Genomic DNA, 17,336 nt, shown 5'->3' with positions numbered 1-17,336 from the left:
ATAAAAACTGTAAAATATACTTTATCCAAAACTTCAAATTTCAATAATAATTTATATTAATCAATATTTTAACATAAATTTATTACAAAAAAATATTCCGCTTTCATGAGAGCGAGAAAATTTTATACTGAGATCAAGCCGCCAAACGGAACCGAAAACATTCATGTGCAAGACACCTAACCACATCACGCTGCCACAGATTTTTAAAATCTGGTCAAAGGCTTGTTTTGTCTTTGTAATTCTGTTGGCTGGCAGTATGTTTTCCGCTCATGCCGCACCACCGCATCTGGAAGGCGACAACCAAAAACCGGCAAAACCGGATATTTCGCAAAGAAGTGAAATCCGCTTTTTAACCGGCACAGATTTTGCACCTTTCAATAGTCTTACCCCGCAAGGGCGCTTGAGTGGTTATAATATCGACCTGATCCGCGCCATTTGTCAGGAACTATCCATCACCAATCGCTGTCAGATCGAAGCGCGACCATGGAATGAGTTGCTCCCCGCACTCCGCAACAATGAAGCCGACGCCTTAGTCGCGGGCCTCGTCCCTGATCGGGAGAAACGCACCAGTTTCAGCTTCACCCGTGCTTATTTCAGCCTGCCAGCCCGTTTTGTCGCCACCAAGAAAGAGCAAATTAACATAGCCTCCTTCTCACCGGATGATAAAAGCGTCGGCGTCCTTGCGGGTACAGCTCATGAAGCTTTACTGAAAACCTATTTTCCGAAAGCCAAAATCACGCCTTATAAGAGTAGCGAGCTACTTTATAAGGATCTGCAAGACGGTAAAATTCAGCTGATTTTCGGAGATGCAATGAGCCTGTCGCTCTGGATGAGCCCTGCTGCTACCTCAGATAATTCCAATGGCGCATGTTGCAACTTTGTTGGCGGCAGTTATCCGGCACCGGAATTCTTGAGCCAAGGTATGGCCATCGCCCTGCGTAAACAGGATACCGATCTGCGCCTCGCATTCAATAATGCACTCAGCGCATTGGAGCGTAAAGGCGTTCTTGATGATTTATATCTGCGTTATTTTCCGGTCGGGTTTTATTAGAGCGGTGCGTGCCAGAACCGGCACGCAAAACTCGCTCTAAAAAGCGCGTCGGTTAACAAACGCGCCCGATAGAATATTACAGCTTGCGGAAACGCACACGGGCGCTGCGTTCAATTGCAGCAACGCTCAGCTCGTCGAGATTCCACAAATCGCGCATCAGCTGCAAAAATGCCAATTCTTCCTGCTCAACATGCAAGTCGGCGGCAGCCACTTCAACAGCCAGCGCATAGGCAGTTTCATAAAGTTTTTCCGGCAATGCCTGATGGGCAATATCCAGAATACGATCCAGACCATCATCATTGGTGAGCAGCTCATAGCAACGCTCTGCGATTTCCGGCACTGCATCCACGTCAAAACCAGTAAAGACCGGCAAACGATGTACCAGATTGCCGATTGACGACAATTCCGCATCTGTCATCCGCGCATCCGCAGCTGAAACCGTTACCATAATATAGATCAGCGCATCCTGCGGCGTGATTTTCATTCCAAGAACTCCTGCATAGTCTGAAATATAAGATTGAGACTATTCTATAGCGCTTAACAAGTGTTCAATTGTGTTTAAGCCCATGGATAATGCACACAACCCCCATCATTTTTGCATTACACCCCCGCGCTTTCAAAGAAAGCGCAACATAACCTCATGCGTTTGCGAAGAAAGCACAGCATATCCCCCAGCGCTTGCAAAGAAAGCGCAGCACCGCATTGACGAAACCCGCGTCTCACCATAGACCTGTCTATCCGTACCCGTAAAAAGTGCGGATATTTCAATCAACACCTCCTATCAGGAAAGATATTATGACAACCGACCTTTCAAACCACATCGACCTTGCGCCCGACCTGATTGCGGCAGCAGCACAGGCGAAAGCGTGGCCCTTTGAAGAGGCACGGAAAATCATAAAACGGTACGAGAAAACCGGCTTTCCCGAAGTCGTGATTTTCGAGACCGGCTACGGCCCCTCCGGTCTGCCGCATATCGGTACTTTCGGTGAAGTTGCGCGTACGTCCATGGTGCGTCATGCATTCCGCGTTTTGACCGAAGACAAAGTTAAAACCAAGATCATCTGCTTCTCAGATGATCTGGACGGTATGCGCAAAATTCCGGATAATGTTCCGGATCGCACAGCACTCGAGCCATACTTGCAGTTACCACTGTCAGCCGTACCAAATCCCTTTGGTGGCGACTATAAGAGCTTTGCCGATCACAACAACACCATGTTTTGCCGGTTCCTCGACACCTTCAGTTTTGACTATGAATTTGCAAGCGCGACCGACTATTACAAATCCGGTCGTTTTGACGAAGTATTGCTCCGTGCCGTTGAGCGTTACGACGACATCATGGCCGTCATGCTGCCAACGCTTGGTGAAGAACGCCGCGCCACTTACAGCCCGTTCCTGCCAATTTCACCAACCTCCGGCCGCGTGCTTTACGTACCGATGAAGAAGGTGGATGCGAAAGCCGGTACCATCACATTTGACGATGAAAACGGTGTTGAAACCACGCTGCCGGTCACTGGCGGTAATGTGAAGCTGCAGTGGAAGCCGGATTTCGGCATGCGCTGGGCAGCACTTGGCGTTGACTTTGAAATGTTTGGTAAAGATCACCAGACCAATCAGTCGATCTATGACAAAATTTGTGAAATTCTCGGTGGTCGTGCGCCGGAACATTTTGTCTATGAACTGTTCCTTGATGATCTCGGTCAGAAAATTTCCAAGTCGAAAGGTAACGGTATCAGCATTGATGAGTGGCTGACTTATGCGCCGACTGAAAGCCTCGGCCTGTACATGTATATGAAGCCGAGAACAGCGAAGAAGCTGTATTTCGATGTGATCCCGAAAGCGGTGGATGAGTATTTCACTTATCTGGCAGCCTATGAAAAACAGGATTGGGCCGCGCGACTGAATAATCCGGTCTGGCATCAGCATTATGGCAACCCGCCGAAAGTTGATCTGCCGGTGCCGTTTGCCATGTTGTTGAATCTTGTCAGCGCCTCCAATGCGGAAAATGCCAGCACCTTGTGGGGCTTTATTTCCCGCTATGCACCGGGCGCATCTCCGGCAACGCATCCTGAGCTCAATGCTCTGGTGGAATATGCCATCCGCTACTTCAATGATTTCGTGAAGCCGAACAAGAAATTCCGCGCACCGGATGAAGTTGAACAGCAGGCTCTGCGTCATCTTGATCAGGCGCTTACCGCTCTGGATAAGGCTGCTGACGGCAGCACAATCCAAAATGCCATTCTGGATGTGGCACGCGTGATTGAACGCTATCAGGATCACAATAAGAAGAGCCCTGACGGCGGCCCAGGCGTATCCGTCTCGTTCTTCCAGATGCTCTATGAAGTACTGATCGGACAGGAACGCGGCCCGCGCTTCGGTTCATTCGTAGCGCTTTATGGCATTGATGAAACACGCGGTCTGATTGCGGAAGCACTCAAGCGCGCCTGACCTTGCAGATAATCATCAAAAAAGCCGCGGTTCTGAGAACCGCGGCTTTTTTTGTATCTATTGTTGTGGTGCCGGGGGAAACGGCAAATCCGGTGCGGCCGGTTGTGCAGGCACCGTTTGTTCAGGTGCAGCATTATCCTGCGGAAACAGTGGTGACGGTGCGATTTCCGGTGCATTGCTAGAAGGCTCAGGCAGTTCGGTTGCAGGTTTGCGACCAAAAACACCGAGCAGCATTTTCTCAGCCTGTGTCTGACTATCCGCATATTGCCCGCCGAAAGTCGCCCTCGCCCAGCCATTCTCTACCAACCAACGGGCGACATCTGTTCCAGCTAATGTGCAGCTGGTTCGGATCAGCTCTTGCTGAGGATCAGTGCCTTGCAAATCACAACTGACAGCACGTCCGCGCAACCATGAGCGGAAGGCTGTACGCGCCTGCATACCGCATTGCCAAACCTCGCCATTGATATCAGCGCAGGAGGCGTCCGGCTCCACAATATTAATACCATTCAGCTCAATCGTGCGGTTGCCAACGGCCAGTCTTCCTGCGGCCATAGCAACCGGTCGATAAAACAAACCACCTTCTTCGGCCTTATCCTCAGGGGCAGGAGAAGGTGCCTCTTTTTCCTGAATAGGCGTTGCTAAACCTAAATCACTCAATGGCGGTCGCGGATCTACACGTTCCAGCGGCTGATCCTGCAAAGCACCGGACGCATCCGGCAGGGGATTATCCGTGCGGGGTTCTTCATTTGCGAGTGTGCCTGAGGACAGTCTTTCCGGCGGCATATCCTCCGGCAGATCAAAATTCTCGACGACAATCGCCGTATCACCGCTCCCTGCGTCACGATCAAGTGCACCGTAAAAAGGCGCTACATAGGCAGCAAATAATGTGGCACCAACGCCAAAAGCGAGGATCGGCGGCAAGATTGTACGAAGAGTCGCCGTTTTACGCATACTCACTCCTGTTCATTGTCATGCTTCTTCTGCTGTGCGTTAAAAATTTTGTCGCCGCCCAGCAGTTGCGCAAATGTCATAACATCTATTGCTGTGACCTCAAGAATTTTCGCCAGAGACTCGGTAGATGGCCAGCGTGGTCTGCCATCTGCGGAAAATCGTTTGGACTTGTTAAATGTTGTAGGATCAAGCCCGGCACGTCGTGCCAGACCGGATGGCGTCAGCTGCGCCCGTTTTGCCACCATATCAATGGCTGACCAGAGTTCTGCATGGGTAAACATAAGCCATCCCAAGGAATAAAATCCTTACAACTATAGCCCATTCCCTATATCAGAACATCAACAAAAACGAAAATGGCGCGGAGAAATCCGCGCCATTTTATGACTGCAGCTAAAAATCAGCGATCATGCTGCCTTATCGGCTGGCTTGTACGGATTGAACTTCTGATAAAAGCTCTCCCCGTTTTCTGCCATATCTGTCAAAAGTTTAGGTGCCTTAAATTGCGCGCCGTAATCCTTCTGCAATTTCTTCGCCAGTTTGACAAAAGCCTTGGCACCTATACCGTCAATGTAAGACAGAGTACCACCGCTATAAGGCGCGAAACCGAAAGCCAGAATAGAGCCGACATCGGCCTCACGCGGATCGGTCACAATGCCCTCTTCCATCACGCGCGCTGCTTCCAAAGCGATCGTGACGAGGAAGCGCTGCTTGAGAGTTTCCACATCTACTTTGTCTGCATCCTGCTGAGGATAGAGTGTGGCAAGCTCCGGCCACAGATGTTTCTTGGCAGGTCGCGCCGGATAATCATAAAAGCCCTTGCCGTTCTTGCGGCCAAGGCGATCATATTTCTCCACCAGCGTATTGACCAGTTCGACATGACGCGGATCAACGGCCTTGTCACCCAGATCAGCCAGCGTGGCTTTGAGAATTTTCTGCGACAGATCAATTGCTGTTTCGTCATTCAGCGCCAACGGGCCAACCGGCATACCGGCCATTTTGGCGGCATTTTCGATCATCGCAGGTGGCACACCTTCCACCAGCATATTATAGGCTTCAGACATATAACGCAGGACACAACGATTGACGTAGAAGCCGCGTGTATCATTGACAACAATCGGCGTTTTCTTGATCGCGCGTACATAATCCAGTGCGGTTGCCAGAGCTTTCTCGCCGGTTTTCTTGCCCATAATCACTTCCACCAGCATCATTTTGTCGACCGGTGAGAAGAAGTGCAGTCCGATGAAGTTCTTCGGACGCTGTGAAACTTTGGCAAGACCGGTAATCGGCAATGTCGATGTGTTGGATGCAAAAATGGCATTCTGCCCCAGCACGGCTTCCGCCTGTTCCGTTGCGGCTTGCTTAACATTGCGATCTTCGAATACGGCTTCAATCACCATATCCGCACCGTCAAGCGCCGCATAATCGGCAGACGGTGTAATCAGCGCCAGCAGCTTGTCTTTGTCCTCAGCCGTCATCCGGCCTTTCTGCATTTCCTTGGTAATCAGATCAACTGAATGCGCTTTGCCTTTTTCAGCTGCTTCGAGATTGCGGTCGATCAAAACCACCGGAATACCGGCTTTTGCGGTAACATAAGCAATGCCTGCGCCCATGAAACCGGCACCGATCACGCCGATTTTCTTGAACTTGGTTGGCTTGATATCAGTTGGGCGACGCGCACCTTTATTCAGCTCCTGCAAGGAGACGAAAAGCGAGCGGATCATCGATTGGGCTTCGGTGGTCTGCAGAATATGCGTGAAATAGCGCTGTTCAATCTTCAGACCGGTATCAAACGGCACCAGCAGACCTTCATAAACGCATTTGAGAATGGTCAGTGCCGCCGGATAATTACCAGAGGTTTCACGACGCAAAATGGCCGTTGCCGCAGGCCAGAGATTGGCACCGGCTGCGGAATAAATCGCACCACCCGGCAGTTTAAAGCCCTTCTCATCCCAAGGCTGCACCGGTTTCAGACCGTTGCGGATCATCTTCTTGGCGGTTTCCACGAGCTTCTTCGCCGGAGCCACTTCATGCACCAGCCCCATGCCTTTAGCACGAGCAGCAGTCAGGCTCGAACCTGTGGTCATCATCTGCAGAGCATCCTGCTGATTGACCAGACGTGGTACACGTTGCGTACCACCGGCACCCGGAAACAGGCCGACTTTGACTTCAGGTAGCGCCAGCTTCACGCCATCCGCATCAGATACCACACGGCCATGACAAGCCAGCGACAGTTCCAGCGCACCACCCATGCAGGTGCCATTGATTGCCGAAACCCACGGTTTGCCGCAAGTTTCAAGCTTGCGAAACAGGCCGGTCATACGGCCGACATTATCAAACAGGTTCTGGACAGCTTTTTCAGCATCCTGCTTCTGCTCTTTTTTGAAAACACTGAGCATTTTCTGCATCATGGTAAGGTCAGCGCCGCCGGAGAATGTATCCTTACCCGATGTGATCACCGCGCCTTTAATCGTGCTGTCTGCCACAACCTGATCAATGATCTTGTCGAGCTCGGTCAGCACGTCTTCATTCAGCACATTCATGCTTTTGTCAGGCATATTCCATGTAACAACAGCAATACCGTCTGCGCCGGTTTCAACTTTGAAATTCGTGTAATTTGTCATTGGTTTAACCTCCCTCACACCCGCTCAATGATGGTCGCCGTGCCCATGCCCGCACCGATACACAGGGTAACCAGTGCTGTATTGAGATCACGCCGCTCCAGTTCATCAAGTACAGTGCCGAGGATCATCGCGCCGGTTGCACCCAGAGGATGCCCCATGGCAATGGCACCGCCGTTTACGTTGATCTTGCTGTGTGGAATATTAAACGCCTGCATGTAACGCAGTACTACCGCTGCAAAAGCCTCGTTCAGCTCGAACAGATCAATATCCGAGAGCTTCATTTTTGCACGTTCAAGCAGCTTTTCCGTCACATCGACAGGACCTGTCAGCATCAATGCCGGATCAGAACCGATATTGGTGAAAGCACGGATGCGGGCACGCGGCTTGATATCCAGCATTTTGCCTGCGCGTTTGGAGCCAACCAGCACACCCGCCGCACCATCGACAATACCTGACGAGTTACCGGCATGATGGACATGATTGATGGTTTCAACTTCCGGATGAGCCTGAATACCGACAGCATTAAAGCCGCCCATTTCCCCCGGCATCACGAAAGACGGGTTGAGACCGGAGAGCGCCGCCAGATCCGTGGTCGGGCGCATATGCTCATCATGGTCGAGAATAGTCAGGCCATTAATATCCTTGATGGGAATGACCGAGTTTTTGAAATAGCCTTTTTTCCAGCTCTCACCTGCACGGCGCTGACTTTCCACCGCATAAGAATCCACATCTTCACGGGAAAATCCGTATTTGGTGGCGATCAGATCGGCAGAAACACCCTGCGGCATAAACCAGCCCGGAAAGCCCACTGACGGGTCCATATACCATGCACCACCGGACATACCCATGCCGACACGGGACATGCTTTCCACACCACCGGCAATCACCAGCTCATCCGTGCCGCCAGCAATTTTAGCGGCAGCGAGATTAACGGCATCAAGACCAGAAGCACAGAAACGCGAAATTTGCAGACCCGGTGCTTTAAAGTCATAACCTGCTTCAAAAGCACTGGAGCGCGGAATAACCGCCCCCGCCTCACCTACCGGATCGACACAACCGAAAATGATGTCATCTACTTTTGCGGTATCAATGCCATTGCGGTCACGCAAGGCGCTCAGCACATGGGCACCAAGGCGCACGGCAGGCACTTCATGCAGACTGCCATCCTTTTTACCGCGTCCGCGCGGTGTACGCACATGATCATAAATAAAAGCGTCTGTCATAGTTCAATTAACTCCCAAACTTTATAAGCTCTTCAAAACACGCTGCTGAGCAGTTCTTAAAAAGCATCTTCCGGCAGTGTCATCAGTGTATCGGCACCGGTCTGAATACGCACGAGGCGCAATTGCGTTTCCGGCAGAATACGTTCCATATAAAAACGAGCGGTGACGAGCTTGGTTTCAAAATAAGCCTTGTCACCATCACCGGCATTCAATTTTGCCTGTGCGGCCTTAACCATTTTCGCCCACATATAGCCGAAAGCCACCAGCCCAAAGAGATGCATATAATCTGTCGAGGCAGCGCCAGCATTGTCCGGCTTCGCCATCGCATTCTGCATCAGCCACATGGAAGCGGTTTGCAGATCATTCAGACCTTTTTTCAGATGTTTGGTGTAGAAGGACAGCGCTTCATCAGCGCGGTTTTCTTCACAAAAATCGCCGATTTCTTTGAAATAGGCCATCAAGGCACGACCGCCATGGGCAGGCAGCTTGCGCCCCACCAGATCCAGCGCCTGAATACCGTTGGCACCTTCATAAATCATGGTAATACGGGCATCGCGCACATATTGGCTCATGCCGTTTTCTTCGATATAGCCGTGACCGCCAAACACCTGCTGCGCCATCACCGCATGGTCAAAGCCCTTATCGGTCAGTACGCCTTTCAGCACCGGTGTCAGCAGGCCAACATGATCATCAGCCAATTCGCGGACAGATTCATCAGTGCTGTAATGCGCAATGTCAGACTGCAAAGCCGTGGATAGCAACAGCGCACGGCCTGCCTCGTTGAAGGCACGAATGGTCAGAAGTGAGCGACGGATATCCGGATGTACGATGATCGGATCGGCCTTCTTGTCCGGATAGGCGGCACCGGTCAGCGCACGACCCTGCAAACGCTCACGTGCATAGTCAGCGGCATTCTGATAGGCTGTTTCGGCAATCGACAAGCCCTGTAGCGCTACACCAAGCCGCGCCTCATTCATCATGGTGAACATAGCGCGCAGGCCTTTATTCTCACCACCAATCAGAAAGCCGGTTGCCTCATCATAATTCATCACGCAGGTGGAATTGCCGTGGATGCCCATCTTTTCTTCAATAGAACCACAGGTCACACCATTGCGTGTGCCCGCTTCGCCATTGGCATCAAGATTGAATTTTGGCACGATAAACAGCGAAATACCTTTATTCCCTTCCGGTGCGCCTTCAATACGTGCCAGCACCAGATGGATGATATTATCGGTCATGTCGTGTTCACCGGCGGAGATGAAAATCTTCGAACCGGAAATCTTGTAGGAACCATCGGCCTGTGGCACAGCCTTGGTGCGCAACAAACCTAAATCCGTACCGCAATGCGGTTCGGTGAGATTCATGGTGCCGGACCAGCGGCCTTCAATCATTTTTGGCAGATAGGTCTGTTTCTGCTCATCTGTACCATGGGTGATGATCGCAGCAATCGCGCCCTGCGTCAGACCCGGATACATCATCAACGCCATATTGGCGGATGACATATATTCACCCACCGCAGCATGCAACAGATAGGGTAGACCCTGACCGCCAAACGCTTCGGGTGCTGCAAGCCCAACCCAGCCACCGGCACAATATTGATCATAGGCCTCTTTAAAACCCTGCGGCACCTTAACGGAGGCATCGGGCAAGCGCTCGCAGCCCTCACGGTCGCCACTATAGTTGACAGGGAACAGGGTCTGTTCAGCGAGCTTTGCGCCTTCCTGTAGAATAGCCTCAACAGTGTCGCTGCTCATTTCCGCATAGGATGGCAGATCATTGCGGCTCTGTACGCCCAAAACATCATTGAGAATAAATTGCGTATCCCGAACCGGCGCGCGATAGACTGGCATGCACTTCCTCCAAGTTTGACGACGGCAGAAAAGCGTTCTGCCGGTATCGGATGAAGGCGTCTGAAACGTCAGGCGCACTTAATCCGTGTTTTGCCTCATTCAAACATTCAGAACACAGGTATACTGCACTCTGTGGTGCCGATATCTTCCCTGTCATATAGACCCGATAGCGCAGCCATCCCCTCTCCGGCTGGCTGCACCAGTCCCTGCTTATCAAAATACAGCCTATTCCATTATGTGGCTATATTATGCGTATCATCGCAAGAACCGGCCTGAATATGACACCTTAGATGAAAATCCGGCACCTTCAAAATTCAGCCTAGTAAATTTTGACGTTTGCGTAAACGTCAAAATCATTTTTCAGCATTTAATTTTGTGTTTCCGGTTCGCTGTACGGGCAATGGCAGAAACAACAAGCCTCAGAAGGGCTGGAGCATTTCACATTCAAGCTGGAACACTTGAATGGCACGACGATGCGAAAAAGCTAAAGAATTGAGACGCGGGTGCCTTGACCCAATCTGGACGTAACCCGCACTGATCTTTTTGGAATGCTCTCGCTTGGATGCACAAAAACACAAATCAGGCCGATTTTAGAAGCCCGATTCTCTTGAAACCAGAGTATTTTTCGGTTCTTGCAAGAAATTTTTACTGCACACACTCAAATTCATCTTCAAAAACGATGTATTTTCGCAACAGTCAGAAAGACAAAAGCCTGCGAAAAATAAATGCAATTCGATTATATATTATTCTCAATCGAAAATCACTCAATTCGCAAATAATTTAACATTTTGATTTTTAACGATGAATCTGACTGAAGAATTTTGAAATTCGCAACATATTGAAAAATATACGTATTTTAGCAATTTGCGTTATAATAGTTAGTAATTTCTAAACCGTCTTTTATAAGTAGCCATTAATTTTTTTGACGCTATAGTCACGTTAAATCTCTAACTCATGGATTTCGAATATGAAAAAAATCGTAGCCCTTCTCGCCATGACTGTTCTGTCCGGTCAGGCTTTCGCCGCAGACGCAATCGTTTCTGCTCCAGAACCAGCAGCAGTTGAATATTCAGCATTCAGCTGGACCGGTGCATATATTGGTGCGCATGCCGGTTACGGCTGGGGCAAGTCCCATGACGTAAACAATCCAGATGCTCGCGAACAGAAAACCAAAGGTGGTTTCGGTGGTCTGCAGGCTGGTTATAACTGGCAGTTCGACAACAATGTTGTTCTCGGTGCAGAAGCTGACGTTTCTTTCGGTTCAGTTAAGAAAAACTGGGGCGGCGCCAACGTAAACGATCCTTATTACGGTTCAGATAAGCTGAGCACAAACGGTACAGTTCGTGCACGTCTTGGTTATGCTGTTGACCGCTTCCTGCCATTCGTAACAGGTGGTTTAGCTTGGGGTCAGTCAAAATACTCTTTAGGTTGTGACAGTGCGCGCGTTGGTGCAACCATCGGCAATTGTTATTCAAAGGCTGCCTTTGAAACATCCGAAAAGAAAAATATTGTTGGCTGGACTGCTGGTGCAGGCGTTGAATATGCAGTGACAGACAACTGGACAATCAAAACCGAGTATCTTCACAAAAACTTTGGCAAGAACGGCGTTTCGCTGATCGACCCTAATATTGTTGGTGGAGCAAAAGATCACATCAATAACCGCAACTTCAAAACCTCGGTTAACGAAGTTCGTATCGGTGTAAACTACAAGTTCTAATCGTCTGATTTGTTAAAGATTACGATTAAAATCAGAAGCCCTGCCTCTCATGAGGCAGGGCTTTTCTTGTATTTAAAGGCATTTCAGAGCTCGCGATACATCAAGGCCGGCATTGTGTTTCATCTTGTTTCAGAGGCTGCACCAGCCCGCACCACAAGGTTTACCGCCGAACTATCAGAAAAAACTAATATTCATCCAATATAAAACTAATAATTAATTCTAAAGTTAACCGCTTATTTACCACGTTTCGACAAAAGTGTGATTACGGCAAAATCTGTGTTTCGTGTGATCTCTTAACGTCACCGCACAAAAGTTTTGCTTCAGCGCCCGCTTAACCGCAGGCGGAAAGCAAAATGAATGATCTGACCGGCGCCAGTAAAATGGCGGCACAGTTTGAAGGTGAAATGGCGATGAATAACCAGCGGTCCCCTCTCGAAAACCTGAATATGCGTCGTGAACGCCGCCCGCTGGCATCGCTTGATGAGCTGAACCGCACCTTGTCCGCGCTGGAAGATCATCTGCGCAAAAAGCAAGAACCTGAAAATCAGAACAATACCCAAACTGCTTTCTCTGAGACTGCCGCTGCGGATGCGCTGGAATTTCTGCGCCATGAAACACCCGCACAGCAGGCGTGTCCTCAGCAACCCGCGCAGCAGGCGCGTCCTCAACAATCAGCACCTGTCGCCGATCATCCGCACAAAGAAGCCCTGTCGGCAATTGCAGAAGAATTGCAGCGTCTGCGCGCGCGCACCGAACTCAGACAAGCCGCGGCGATCAGTGAAAAACTACATATGCCTGACACCCGTCAGAATGCACCGGCGCGCCTTTCCGCGACCGACCGCTTTATTGCAGGCACCAGCAATTTTACATCTGCCGCAAATCACGCCCCGAACACGGATGCAGTGATGCGCCGTGATTTTGAGGAATTAAAGCGCACTGTCGAAACACTGGCACGTGAAGAATCCCTGCGTCGTATGAGCCACCGCTGGGATGCACTCGATGAGCGTTTTGACAATTTTGAACAGCAACAGTCCGAAAAGCTGATCGCCAATCAGCCGGTCAATCTTGATCCGGCTCTGGAAGCCATCAGTGCACGTCTTGATGGCCTGCGACAGGCTGTTGAAAGATTACCGGATAATCAGAGCCACAGCCTGCGCCAGCTGGATGAACGTCTGGACGAAATCAGCCGCGCTATTCTGGCAACCAGCTATAACCGCCAGCAGCCGGAACAGGAACTTGCCGTTTTTGAAGAGCTGGATCGCCGTTTTGCCGATCTGACCAGCCATCTGGATGAGCAATATCGCAGCAGTGCGCACAAAACCGCACTGAATGATGATCGCTTTATTCAGGCGCTTGAAAGCCGTCTCGACCACATTACCCGTCAGGTCACAGAACAGACTGCTGTTTTGCAAGCCGTTCCTGTAGCTGCACCACAGGCCGATCAGCAGCTGATGCAGAATCTTGAAAAACAGCTGAGCTTCATCACCGAGCAGCTGAGCAGACCTGAAGCGCTGATGCCGGAACTGGCAGAAATCAAGCCGCGCCTGGATGTAATTGAACGTGCCATTGATATTAACCGCGACACCGTTTTAAGCGCTGCCCGTGAAGCAGCCGAAGAAGCGATCCGTCAGGTTGTTGATAAGGGCTCTGCTCGTGATACCGGCTTTGCCCGCCAGCTCGCCGATGATGTCAAAGCTCTGGAACAACTGACCCGTGAAACCGATGAGCGCAATAACCGCACTTTTAACCGCGTGCATGACACACTGCTGAAAATTGCTGAACGTCTGGGACAGATGGAGCAGGACAATCTTCAGAAGCCGCCACATGCGGCAGTGTCGCGCCCGGCTGCACAGCTTCGTGAACAGAGCGACACCGGTCGTTACACAAACCAGTTCTCTATTCCGGAATGGGGTGCAGATGCACCTCAGACCGCAGGCAATGCAGCACGCTCTTTTTCCACCGCGCCCTCACCGGCCGATGCAGCAATTGAGGCAGCACGCGCTGCTGTCAAATCAGCGGCCAATCCGGTTGCCGATAAAGCACGTTCAGATGCAGACCTTGAGACTCCGAAAGCGGACGCCCGCAAATCTCTGCTTGGCGGGTTTGCACAAGCTGTACGCCGCCCGAAACCGGATGTTCAGGCACCTGCCGCCACGGATGATTTCAAGATCGAAGCCAGTGACTTACTGGAGCTTGATACGCAGGCGGCAGCAACACAGCCGGATGTGAACAAAGAAGATATCCGCATTGATCAGACGCTTGCAGCAATGCCGGATCTCAATGCAATTATCCGTCGTGTACGCGATGAACAGCGCAATCGTAGTTCCGATCAGCCTGCAAGCACCGGAAAATCCGACCTGATTAGCGCTGCCCGTCGTGCAGTTCAGGCAGCGGCTGATGAAACCGGTCGTCTGCGCGATCAGGAGCAGACCGATGGTGATCTGAATGAAGACATTACCTCGGATGAAAATCGCACGGCGACACCCGACAAACCAAAACGTTCGCTGCGTAAGCCGCTTTTGCTGGCACTCGGCGCTGTCATTATTGCAGCAACCGGCCTGCAGCTCGGTAATACTTATCTAGTTGAAACCAAAGACAGCACTGTTCCGCAGGCTGCTGATGTATCGAAAATTCAGACTGCTCCTGTCAGCGCAAAACCTGCTGTGACTGAAGAAGCAAAGCCTGTTTTACCAACCATCACCACATTGGGCAGTGCCGGTAATAATGCTGGTTATCCGTCGGAGCAGATCACACCTTCCGTGCAGATCACCAGTCTCGACCATGGCGCGGTGCCAGATGGCGAAGAGGCTCAGCCGCTTGGCGCGCGTCAGTTCCCGACACAGCCACTCTCGGCCACATCCATGGCTGGCAGCACGCAGGCCATTATCAAGCCTGTGACCATCAATCAGCCTGCATCAACGGCATCGGCACTCCAGCCAATGCCAGATGCACTTAATGTTGCAGCGCCAGGTGTTAAAGAACAAAATTTCGTTGCGGCTCCGCTTCAGGCAGCACCACAGACCCGCGTTGAAAAGACGGAGATTACCGCATCCGTCAAAGCATCAGCTGTGCCTGCTATCCCGAAAGAGGTCGGCTCAATTGCATTGCGCAATGCCGCCGAAGGTGGTGATGCCCGCGCATTGTACGAAATCGGCATGCGTTATACAGATGGTCGCGGTGTAGCCAGTGACTATGCAGAAGCTGCAAAATGGTATGCCCTTTCCGCTGAACGCGGCTTTGCGCCGGCACAATACCGCCTTGGCAATTTCAACGAAAAAGGCCTCGGCATGCCACGCAATGCAGCCAAGGCAACCAAGCTTTACGAGCAGGCAGCCGTTCAGGGCAATGCCAGCGCGATGCATAATCTCGCAGTGCTGTATGCAATGGGCCCTGAGGGACAAGTTAATAATGACGATGCTGCCAAGTGGTTTTTCAAAGCCGCGGAACTCGGCATTAAAGACAGCCAGTATAATCTCGGCATTCTGACCGCCAAAGGCTTAGGCCGCACACAAAGTCTGGAAGAAAGCTATAAATGGTTCGCGCTGGCCGCTGAAGCCGGTGACGCCGATGCTGCTGAAAAGCGCGATCAGGTTGCGAAATCGCTCAAGCCTGAACAGCTGGAGCGTGCGGTCAATCTGACCAAGCTCTGGAAGCCGAAGGATATGATTGAAGATGCCAATTCTGTGCATATTCCGGATGCGTGGACAGACGAGAAAGCCTTAACCACCGCTTCGGTGGATATGAAAAAGGCCGTTCGCAATATTCAGCTGATCCTGCAGAAGAACGGTTATGATGCAGGCAGCGCCGATGGTGTAATGGGTTCCAAGACCCGTGACGCGATTGCCGCCTTCCAGAAATCCAACGGCATGAAGCCAACCGGTGAAGTCGATCAGCCGCTGGTGGAAGCATTACTGGCACGCAACAGCTGATTGATTGAAAACTGAAAAATCAGAGCGGCATCAGTTAATATTGAACCGTTGAAACTACTTATACTTTCGAAATGCGTTTTAATGCCCTGCTACTCAACCATAGCAGGGCATTTTTGTTTGATATCATGGTGAAAATTGCGACCTTACTGCAACAGTTATGCCCCACAATTTACAGTGCAGATACAGGCTGCTTGTTTCGCATCATATTATGCACAGCCATGGTTTGACATCATGGCGCTAAAGGCGCAGAAAATTAACAGTTTTTTGCAACAATCAATATGTTGTATGCAAAAGCGCCATCAGAGCGGGTATTGTTCAGTTGAGATTACAGCGTTTCTTCGCAGGCTTTTAAACAGACACAGTGTCTGTTGTGCAGACTGCACTCAGCATGAATGCGACACGTTCCGATACAGATATTTTTCAGGTTTGACGTCGCAAATGATGTTCAGACATATAATTCTGTCAGCTCACTGATAATGACTGTCTTCTGCCATCGAAAAGCTGCAAAGTCTGCTGATAGGCACAGATAGCATATTCGGGAGCATTCTGCGGGATCAAAGCTGCAAACCACAGATCAGGTTTACAGATATTTGCGTACCCGCAGCAGCATAGTAGCGGTAACGGGACGTGGGTATTTATCTGCCAATAGCGGAAATTTCGGTCAACATGCTGGTTCTTCTCGGCATGGGGGCAGCTGTTGGTTTTTTATCCGGCCTGTTCGGTGTCGGTGGTGGTTTTCTCATCACGCCTTTGCTGATTTTCTACAATATTCCGCCAGCGATTGCCGTCGCGACCGGCGCTAATCAGGTGATTGCCTCTTCGGTTTCAGGCGCATTATCGCATTTCAAGCGGCGTACCCTCGATATCAAACTGGGGTTGCTACTGGTTGTTGGCGGTCTGGTCGGATCACTGATCGGTATTTATCTGTTTTCCCTGTTGCGTGAGCTTGGTCAGCTCGATCTGATCATCTCGCTGCTTTATGTTGTGTTGCTTGGCTCTGTTGGCGGGTTGATGGCTGTTGAAAGCTGGCGCACTCTGCGGCGCAGCAAAGGCGGCACAGCGCCGGATATACGCCGCTCTGGTCAGCACAACTGGATTCACAAAATGCCGTTTAAAGCGCGTTTCCGCGCTTCGATGATCTATGTCAGCATTATTCCGGTTCTGGTCATCGGCTTTTGTATCGGCTTACTTTCTTCGATTATGGGTGTCGGCGGCGGTTTCATTATGGTTCCGGCACTGATCTATCTGTTGCGCGTGCCAACCAATGTGGTTGTTGGCACCTCGCTGTTCCAGATCACTTTCGTCACCGCCTTTACAACGGTTATGCAGGCGACCAACAACCATACGGTTGATATTGTTCTGGCCTTTTTGCTGATGGTCGGCGGCGTGATCGGCGCACAATACGGCGCTCGTGCCGGACGCAAATTGCGTGGTGAACAATTGCGCATGTTGCTGGCACTGTTGGTGTTGGCCGTTGCTCTGCGACTGGCTTTCGGCCTGTTTATTCAGCCGGATAACCTCTTCTCCATCGGCTTTGCGGATGAGTAAG

General features: G+C 50.8%; 10 protein-coding genes and 1 pseudogene. 5 read left to right on the top strand and 6 right to left on the bottom strand.

Annotated elements, in window-relative coordinates:
• The first annotated feature begins 163 nt into the window (after positions 1 to 163).
• Positions 164 to 1,051, top strand: coding sequence for a transporter substrate-binding domain-containing protein (locus tag QUF18_RS03965; RefSeq protein ID WP_289385421.1), 888 nt, complete (start codon positions 164 to 166; stop codon positions 1,049 to 1,051).
• 76 nt (positions 1,052 to 1,127) lie between these two features.
• Here the strand turns inward: QUF18_RS03965 and QUF18_RS03960 are convergent, their stop codons facing one another.
• Positions 1,128 to 1,535: a tellurite resistance TerB family protein gene (locus tag QUF18_RS03960; RefSeq protein ID WP_289385419.1), complete on the bottom strand. Its 408-nt coding sequence runs from the start codon at positions 1,533 to 1,535 to the stop codon at positions 1,128 to 1,130.
• A 311-nt stretch (positions 1,536 to 1,846) separates the two neighbouring features.
• On the opposite strand from QUF18_RS03960, the gene QUF18_RS03955 reads away from it, so the two are divergent.
• Positions 1,847 to 3,496 carry a lysine--tRNA ligase gene (locus tag QUF18_RS03955; RefSeq protein ID WP_289385417.1) on the top strand — a complete coding sequence of 550 codons (1,650 nt, stop codon included), beginning with the start codon at positions 1,847 to 1,849 and terminating at the stop codon, positions 3,494 to 3,496.
• 57 nt (positions 3,497 to 3,553) lie between these two features.
• Here QUF18_RS03955 and QUF18_RS03950 read toward each other — a convergent pair whose 3' ends face one another.
• The 5 genes and pseudogenes from QUF18_RS03950 to QUF18_RS03930 form a co-directional block, all read right to left on the bottom strand.
• Entirely contained in the window at positions 3,554 to 4,447 is an 894-nt protein-coding gene (locus QUF18_RS03950) for a thermonuclease family protein (RefSeq protein WP_289385415.1), read from the bottom strand.
• Positions 4,448 to 4,506: 59 nt separating this feature from the next.
• Positions 4,507 to 4,728 (bottom strand): annotated as a pseudogene (locus QUF18_RS03945) (S24 family peptidase); the annotation flags it as partial.
• A gap of 123 nt (positions 4,729 to 4,851) precedes the next feature.
• The gene (locus QUF18_RS03940; RefSeq protein WP_289385412.1) at positions 4,852 to 7,068 is read right to left on the bottom strand and encodes a 3-hydroxyacyl-CoA dehydrogenase NAD-binding domain-containing protein; all 2,217 of its coding nucleotides are present in this window, start codon (positions 7,066 to 7,068) and stop codon (positions 4,852 to 4,854) included.
• A 14-nt stretch (positions 7,069 to 7,082) separates the two neighbouring features.
• On the bottom strand, positions 7,083 to 8,291 hold the full coding sequence (locus QUF18_RS03935) for an acetyl-CoA C-acetyltransferase (protein WP_289385410.1): 1,209 nt from the start codon (positions 8,289 to 8,291) through the stop codon (positions 7,083 to 7,085).
• A gap of 56 nt (positions 8,292 to 8,347) precedes the next feature.
• The gene (locus QUF18_RS03930; RefSeq protein ID WP_289385408.1) at positions 8,348 to 10,141 is read right to left on the bottom strand and encodes an acyl-CoA dehydrogenase C-terminal domain-containing protein; all 1,794 of its coding nucleotides are present in this window, start codon (positions 10,139 to 10,141) and stop codon (positions 8,348 to 8,350) included.
• Between the two features lie 967 nt (positions 10,142 to 11,108).
• Here QUF18_RS03930 and QUF18_RS03925 point away from each other — a divergent pair.
• The 3 genes from QUF18_RS03925 (at position 11,109) to QUF18_RS03915 (ending at position 17,335) form a co-directional block, all read left to right on the top strand.
• Positions 11,109 to 11,858, top strand: a complete 750-nt coding sequence (locus QUF18_RS03925) for an outer membrane protein (RefSeq protein ID WP_289385407.1) — start codon at positions 11,109 to 11,111, stop codon at positions 11,856 to 11,858.
• A 353-nt stretch (positions 11,859 to 12,211) separates the two neighbouring features.
• Positions 12,212 to 15,787 carry a peptidoglycan-binding protein gene (locus QUF18_RS03920; protein WP_289385404.1) on the top strand — a complete coding sequence of 1,192 codons (3,576 nt, stop codon included), beginning with the start codon at positions 12,212 to 12,214 and terminating at the stop codon, positions 15,785 to 15,787.
• Between the two features lie 666 nt (positions 15,788 to 16,453).
• On the top strand, positions 16,454 to 17,335 hold the full coding sequence (locus QUF18_RS03915) for a sulfite exporter TauE/SafE family protein (RefSeq protein WP_289386127.1): 882 nt from the start codon (positions 16,454 to 16,456) through the stop codon (positions 17,333 to 17,335).
• Position 17,336: the final 1 nt, after the last annotated feature.

This window comes from Pseudochrobactrum kiredjianiae (assembly GCF_030362795.1).
Lineage (GTDB): Bacteria > Pseudomonadota > Alphaproteobacteria > Rhizobiales > Rhizobiaceae > Pseudochrobactrum > Pseudochrobactrum kiredjianiae.
This window is presented reverse-complemented; position numbering and strand designations above follow the sequence as displayed.

Coding starts and splice junctions, on each gene's coding strand:
- QUF18_RS03925 (WP_289385407.1), top strand. CDS start 11,109: ATGAAAAAAATCGTAGCCCTTCTCGCCATGACTGTTCTGTCCGGTCAG.
- QUF18_RS03955 (WP_289385417.1), top strand. CDS start 1,847: ATGACAACCGACCTTTCAAACCACATCGACCTTGCGCCCGACCTGATT.
- QUF18_RS03930 (WP_289385408.1), bottom strand. CDS start 10,141: ATGCCAGTCTATCGCGCGCCGGTTCGGGATACGCAATTTATTCTCAAT.
- QUF18_RS03950 (WP_289385415.1), bottom strand. CDS start 4,447: ATGCGTAAAACGGCGACTCTTCGTACAATCTTGCCGCCGATCCTCGCT.
- QUF18_RS03920 (WP_289385404.1), top strand. CDS start 12,212: ATGAATGATCTGACCGGCGCCAGTAAAATGGCGGCACAGTTTGAAGGT.
- QUF18_RS03935 (WP_289385410.1), bottom strand. CDS start 8,291: ATGACAGACGCTTTTATTTATGATCATGTGCGTACACCGCGCGGACGC.
- QUF18_RS03960 (WP_289385419.1), bottom strand. CDS start 1,535: ATGAAAATCACGCCGCAGGATGCGCTGATCTATATTATGGTAACGGTT.
- QUF18_RS03915 (WP_289386127.1), top strand. CDS start 16,454: ATGCTGGTTCTTCTCGGCATGGGGGCAGCTGTTGGTTTTTTATCCGGC.
- QUF18_RS03940 (WP_289385412.1), bottom strand. CDS start 7,068: ATGACAAATTACACGAATTTCAAAGTTGAAACCGGCGCAGACGGTATT.
- QUF18_RS03965 (WP_289385421.1), top strand. CDS start 164: ATGTGCAAGACACCTAACCACATCACGCTGCCACAGATTTTTAAAATC.